Below are 288 nucleotides of genomic sequence, written 5' to 3'. Positions count from 1 at the left end.
GCGAGTTAAAATTATTGAGCGTGAAAAGCAAATTGAATTAGAAGAAAAAGAGATTGCGCGTCGTGAAAAGCAATATGATGCAGAAGTAAAGAAAAAGGCAGATGCGGATCGCTATGCTGTTGAACAATCAGCAGAAGCGGAAAAAGTAAAACAAATGAAAAAAGCAGATGCGGATCAATATAAGATTGAAGCTGAAGCGAGAGCTCGTGCAGAAGAAGTACGTGTAGAAGGTTTAGCGAAAGCGGAAATCGAAAAAGCGCAAGGTCAAGCAAAAGCAGAAGTACAAAA

1 pseudogene is annotated in these 288 nt (G+C 39.6%); it reads left to right on the top strand.

The features are described from left to right. A pseudogene (locus MR113_RS27675) lies at positions 1-288 on the top strand (flotillin family protein); the annotation flags it as partial.

This window comes from Bacillus cereus group sp. BfR-BA-01379, assembly GCF_022663605.1.
Classification (GTDB): Bacteria; Bacillota; Bacilli; order Bacillales; family Bacillaceae_G; genus Bacillus_A; species Bacillus_A mobilis.
The sequence above is the reverse complement of the archived record's forward strand: the minus strand, read 5'-3'. Positions and strand labels throughout refer to the sequence as shown.